This window comes from Mesorhizobium sp. M1E.F.Ca.ET.041.01.1.1 (assembly GCF_003997355.1).
In the GTDB taxonomy this organism is placed as follows: Bacteria; Pseudomonadota; Alphaproteobacteria; order Rhizobiales; family Rhizobiaceae; genus Mesorhizobium.
The window spans coordinates 1-5,841 of record NZ_RZSL01000394.1; the positions used below are offsets into that span (position 1 = coordinate 1).

A 5,841-nucleotide genomic window follows, 5' to 3' on the forward strand; every position below is an offset into this window, starting at 1 on the left:
CGGCTGCTGGCCGAAAAGGTTGCGACCGGCCTCAACGTCATCGGCGTGCCCACATCCGAGCGTACCGCGGCACTGTGCCGCGAGCTCGGCGTGCCGCTGTCGACGCTGGAGCAAACGCCAGAGCTCGACCTCACCATCGACGGCGCCGACGAGATCGATCCGGCGCTGACGCTGATCAAGGGCGGCGGCGGCGCGCTCCTGCGCGAAAAGATCGTCGCCGCGGCATCCGATCGCATGATCGTGATTGCCGACCGGTCCAAGATGGTCGAGACCCTCGGCCGGTTTCCGCTGCCAATCGAAGTCAACAAGTTCGGCCTGCGCGCCACCGAGATCGCCGTCGGCGCGGCTGCGGCGGACCTCGGCCTTGCCGGTCCGGTGACATTGAGGATGACGGGGAGCCAGCCATTTGTTACAGACGGCGGCCACTTTATCCTCGATGCATCTTTTGGCCGCATTCCGGATACAAGAGCGCTTTCGAACGCTCTCTTCGCCATTCCGGGCGTTGTCGAGCACGGTCTATTCATCGGGCTGGCGTCAACGGCCATCATCGCCGGCGGCGACGGTATCCAAACCGTCCATGCCGCCCGAAAACCAGGGAGTTCTATCGACCATGATGTTGCATAAACGGGTTCGCCGTCTTTCGACGCTTCTGGCGGCCTCAGCCGTTCTCGCGCTGTCCTCGCCGGCGTTTTCGCAGGATATCAGCGAATCGCATCTCAAGGCCGCGCGGGCCGCAGTTGTGGCTATCCATGCCACGGACCCGTTCGACAATATCCTGCCGCAGGCGGCGGCGGCGCTTGAGAACCAGCTCATCCAGAAGAACCCCGACATGCAGGAACTGATCGGCAAGACCGTCACCGAGAAGGCGATCGGCCTCGCTTCGCGGCGCGCCGATCTCGAGAAAGAGGCGGCGCTCGCCTATGCCAAGGTGTTCTCCGAGAAGGACCTCAACGATATCGCCGCCTTCTACAGCTCGGACGCCGGCAAGAAGCTGCTCGACAGCGGCCCGGCGGTGACGCGCGACCTCGTGAAAGCAGCCGACATCTGGCAGAACGGCGTCGCCCGCGATCTTGCCCAGCAGGTTGGCGAGACGCTGGCCGCCGCCGCGAAAGCAGCGGCCCCGGCCAAGCCCGCGCAGGATGCCACGGCACCCGCCGACGGCTCCGCCCCGGCCGACAACTCGGCTCCTGCCGATGGATCGGCGCCGGCCGACAACTCGCAGAACTGATCCGCACAGCCGCTTCAGCCGGTCACGGCCGCTGGACCAGAAGAGCCCGGGTTTCCCGGGCTTTTCTTTTGGCGCTCGGCAGCCTACCTCTGGCCCATCCTTCTTATGTCACAGGAGCCCATCGCGATGGCCGGCTACGACTATGATCTCTTCGTCATCGGCGGCGGTTCCGGTGGGGTGAGGGCGGCACGCGTGGCGGCATCCCTCGGCAAGCGCGTCGCCATCGCCGAGGAATATCGCTATGGCGGCACCTGCGTCATCCGCGGCTGCGTGCCGAAGAAGCTCTATGTCTATGCCTCGCAATTCCCCGAGCATTTCGCAGACGCTGCCGGCTATGGCTGGACGGTGCCCGAGGCAAGCTTCGACTGGCCGACGCTGGTCGCCAACAAGGACAAGGAGATCGCCCGGCTGGAGGCGATCTACAAGAAGAATGTCGTGGGCGCGGGCGGCGAGGCTTTCCACTCGCGCGCCGTGCTGGTCGATCCGCATTCGGTATATCTGGTTGCCGAGGACCGCACCGTCAGCGCCGACCAGATTCTGATCGCCACCGGCGGCAGGCCGGCGCCGCATCCGGCGCTTTCCGGCCACGAATATTGCATCTTCTCCAACGAGGCATTCGATCTCAAGCAGTTGCCGAAGGCGATCATGATCGAGGGCGGCGGTTACATCGCCGTCGAGTTCGCCAACATTTTCCATGGACTGGGCGTCGACACCACGCTCGTCTACCGTGGTCAGGAGATCCTCAGCCGCTTCGACATGGACCTTCGCCGCTCATTGCACGAGACCATGGAGAAGAAGGGGATCAGGATTCTGTGCCACTCGGTCTCCGAATGGGTGCGCAAGAACCCGCAGGGCAGGCTGGACGTGCTGCTCTCCGGCGGCCAGGCGCTGACGGTCGACCAGGTGATGCTGGCGATCGGCCGTATCCCCAACACCGAGAATATGGGGCTCGAAGGCGTTGGCGTGGAACTTGGCAAGACAGGTGCGATCGTTGTCGACGAATATTCCCGCACCAACATCGACAATATCTGGGCGATCGGCGACGTCACCCACCGCGTGCAGTTGACGCCGGTCGCCATCCACGAGGCGATGTGTTTCATCGAGACCGCCTTCAAGGGCAATCCGACGGCGGTGGATCATGACACGATCCCGACGGCCGTGTTCTCGCAGCCCGAGATCGGCACTGTCGGCCTGTCGGAGGATGAGGCGGTCAAGCGCTTCCCGGACATCGAGATCTATCGCGCGTCCTTCCGCCCAATGCGGCACACGCTGTCCGGCCGCGACGAGAAGATGCTCATGAAGCTCGTGGTCGACGGCGTCACCAGAAAAGTGCTCGGCGCCCATGTTCTGGGACCGGACGCCGGAGAGATGGCGCAGCTTCTCGGCATTCCGCTGAAGGCCGGGCTCACCAAGGACGATTTCGATCGCACCATGGCGGTACATCCGACCGCGGCCGAGGAACTGGTCACCATGTACAAGCCGACCTATCGCGTGAAGAATGGCGAGCGCGTCTAAGGTTCCGTTCCGGGCAATCATGATGGAATCCGCCGCCGGCAATGCCGGCGGCGGGAAGTCTCAAGTTCAAAGCAGCGTGCCGCGCAGGATCACGAGCGCCACCGAGAAGTAGATCACCAGCCCGGTGACATCGACCAGCGTGGCGACGAACGGCGCCGAGGCGCTCGCCGGATCGAAGCCGATGCGCTTCAGCGCGAAGGGCAGCATCGATCCCGAGAGCGAGCCGAAAGTGACGATGCCGATCAGTGCCGCACCCACCGTTGCCGCGATCAGCATCCAGTGCGGGCCGTAATCGTAGAGGCCGAGATATTGCCAGAGCGTGATGCGGTAGATACCGACGATGCCGAGGATCGAGCCGAGCACCAGTCCTGTCGGCAGCTCGCGCAGGGCGACGCGCCACCAGTCGCGCAGGCCGATCTCGCGCAGCGCCAGCGCGCGGATGACCAGCGAGGTCGCCTGCGAGCCGGAATTGCCGCCGGAGCTCATGATCAGCGGGATGAAGAGCGTCAGCACGATCGCCTTCTCCAGCTCCCCCTCGTAGCTCTGCATGGCGTTGGCAGTCAGCATCTCGCTGAGGAACAGCGCGCAAAGCCAGCCGGCGCGCTTCTGGATCATCGCAAGGAAGCTCATCTTCATGTAGGGCTCGTCCAGCGCCTCCATGCCGCCGAAGCGATGCACGTCCTCCGTCGTTTCCTCGACCATCGTGTCGATGATGTCGTCGATGGTGACGATGCCAAGAAGCTTGCCGTGATCGACCACCGGCAGAGCAAGCAGGTCGTATTTGGAGATCGTCTGGGCGAGCGTTTCGCGATCGGTAAGCGGCGTGACCGTCACCGGCACGCGATCCGGCGCCACCGACAGGATCGAAGCCTCCGGCTCGCCGGTGATCAGGCGGCGCAGCCCCGCCGAACGCAGCAGAAGCTGCGTTTCCGGATCGACGATGTAGATCGCGTAGACCGTCTCGCGCGTCCGCTCGACCTTGCGGATGTAGTCGAGCGTGCGACCGACGGTCCAGTCCGAGGGCACGCTGACGAACTCCGTCGTCATGATCGAGGCGGCGCTGCCTTCGGGATAGCCCAGAATAGAAAGCAGCGTTGCGCGCAGCGGCGGGGCGAGCGCGCCAAGCAGCTCTGAGCGGGCCGGCTCATCCAGCTCGCGCAGGATGTCGGCCGCGCGGTCCACCGACATCGCGGTCAAAAGCTTGCTCGCCTTGGCTCGCGGCAAGGCCTCGGCGAGTTCCGGGGCGCTTTCGAGTTCCGGCTGATCGAAAATCTCGACCAGCCGCTCGAACGGCACCGCGCAGAGCAACTCGATGGCCGTCTCACGGGGCTCGTGATTGAGGGCTTCGACGACGTCGGCGACGTGATCGTTGGCAAGAACACGGGCGACGGCGACGGCTTCGTCGTCCAGTACGGGTGCGAATTCGTTCATGGCTCACTCCTTGCCGTCCGGCAGGACGTGAGCCTTCAGGTCACGTCAAGGCGGACGGCGGTTGCGTTCGACTGTGACTGTCGCCAGGCATGGCGGTTGACCTTTCTGCTCGCGGGGTTGGTATGCAGCGAGCGGGCGCAACATAGGAGTGTGTTTTGCTGAGTCAATCGTGGGGAGCGCTGAAAGTGGAAGAAGGGACGCCGGATCGCGAGACTGTGATCGGGGGCAGCCGGCACCGCGCGAAGGCGACCGGTCAAGGGCTTGGACTGACTGCTATTTCTGCTTGAGCCGCCGCGAGAAGCGCAGCCACTTGTCCTCGGCTGGCCGAGGCTGCGCGAGGATCGTCGTGAGCTCGCGCGGCAGGGTGGGAGCCAGCGGCTTCTTGGTCGCGACGCCGTCGGCGATCGCGACGATGCTGTGATAGAATTCCTCCCCCGACAGCGACCGCGGCGGCACGGCCTCGTGCATCACGCTGATCACCGTGACATCGGGGCAATTGGCCTTGATGGCTTCGTGGAAGGCGATCTTGCCTTCGGGGTCGAGCGCGCCGGTCGCCTCGTCGAGGAACAGCAGCCCCGGCTGCTGCAGGATGATGCGGGCGACCACCAGCTTCTGCTTCTGGCCCCCGGACAGAACCTGATCCCAGATCTTGCCCTCGCGGCTCTCGTCGGCCAGGTGCTCGATGAATTCGCCGAGGCCCGCCTTATGCAGTGCCGCCGCCACCTGCATGTCGCCGTGGTCGTTTTCCGAACCCGGCAGGCAGACCAGTTGCTTCAGCGAGACCTGCTGCAGCTTGACCTCCTGAGCGGCGTAGAAGTTCGTTACACCTTCAGGGAATACGATGGTGCCGCGGCCATAGGGCCACAGGCCGTTGATCGCCTTGATCAGCGAGGTCTTGCCGCAACCGGACTCGCCCTTGAGGAATGTCCACTCGCCGCGGCGGAAGCGCAGGTTGGCGGCGCTGAGGAAGGGCGTTGCGTCCTCGCCCTGATGTGCCAGCTCGAGTTTCTGGATGGTCAGGCCGAACACCGGGTTCTGCCTGCCGAAGCTGAAGTCGGAACGGCCGGTCTGGCGATAGAATTCCTGCGGCTGCTGGACATTCTCGATGGCGCTGGCGAGTTCGGTCACGCGCTGGCTGTTGGCTCTCAGCGTCGCGATCGCCGGCATCACGTGGATGAACCACGAACATTGGCTGATCAGTTGGGCGACCATTTCAGAGCCGGTTATGTAGCCCTTGAGGTCGAAGCCGTTGTGAATGAACGGCACGAGGCCGGGGCCGTAGGAGACGATGCGGGCGCCGATGAAATTGTAGATCAGCTCGAACGACATGTAGCTGGTGTTGACGATATTCAGCCGCCCCCAGGTCTTGTCGATGTCGACATAGAGCCTGTCGTGCATCGTCTTCTGCACATCCTCGCCGTGCGAGGCGGCGACATGGAAGCTGCGGCGCAGGAACGTTATCAGTTCGCCCCGATAGCTGCCTTCAGCCTGCTGCATACGTATGTTGAGACGTTCAAGCAGGCCGCCGAGCTTCACCGCAATCCAGGTATTGAGCGGCACATAGGTGGCGACGGCAAGGAAGGCCAGCACGGCGCTGCCGTAGCTGCCGAGGAACTCCAACCCTTTGACCTCCACGGAGGATCTGATCAGGTTCTCGCCAACGAAAT

5 protein-coding genes are annotated in these 5,841 nt (G+C 64.0%); 3 read left to right on the forward strand and 2 right to left on the reverse strand.

Annotated elements, in window-relative coordinates:
• From rpiA to gor, 3 genes are all read left to right on the forward strand, one after another.
• Positions 1-624 (forward strand): ribose-5-phosphate isomerase RpiA (rpiA, locus tag EOA38_RS25660; protein ID WP_127300558.1); only part of this gene is annotated, 624 nt, incomplete at its 5' end.
• On the forward strand, positions 611-1,228 hold the full coding sequence (locus EOA38_RS25665; RefSeq protein WP_126093948.1) for a DUF2059 domain-containing protein: 618 nt from the start codon (positions 611-613) through the stop codon (positions 1,226-1,228). The genes rpiA and EOA38_RS25665, both read left to right, overlap by 14 nt.
• A 126-nt stretch (positions 1,229-1,354) precedes the next feature.
• A complete protein-coding gene (gene gor / locus EOA38_RS25670; protein WP_127300559.1) occupies positions 1,355-2,743 on the forward strand; it encodes a glutathione-disulfide reductase in 1,389 nt (462 codons plus the stop codon).
• Between the two features lie 66 nt (positions 2,744-2,809).
• Here the strand turns inward: gor and mgtE are convergent, their stop codons facing one another.
• Entirely contained in the window at positions 2,810-4,174 is a 1,365-nt protein-coding gene (gene mgtE, locus EOA38_RS25675; protein WP_127300560.1) for a magnesium transporter, read from the reverse strand.
• 273 nt (positions 4,175-4,447) lie between these two features.
• A partial coding sequence (locus EOA38_RS25680) for an ATP-binding cassette domain-containing protein (RefSeq protein WP_145966064.1) occupies positions 4,448-5,841 on the reverse strand: 1,394 nt, incomplete at its 5' end.

What these genes read in the sequence shown, in the direction of transcription:
- gor (WP_127300559.1), top strand. Translation starts at nt 1,355, where the DNA reads ATGGCCGGCTACGACTATGATCTCTTCGTCATCGGCGGCGGTTCCGGT.
- EOA38_RS25665 (WP_126093948.1), top strand. Translation starts at nt 611, where the DNA reads ATGATGTTGCATAAACGGGTTCGCCGTCTTTCGACGCTTCTGGCGGCC.
- mgtE (WP_127300560.1), bottom strand. Translation starts at nt 4,174, where the DNA reads ATGAACGAATTCGCACCCGTACTGGACGACGAAGCCGTCGCCGTCGCC.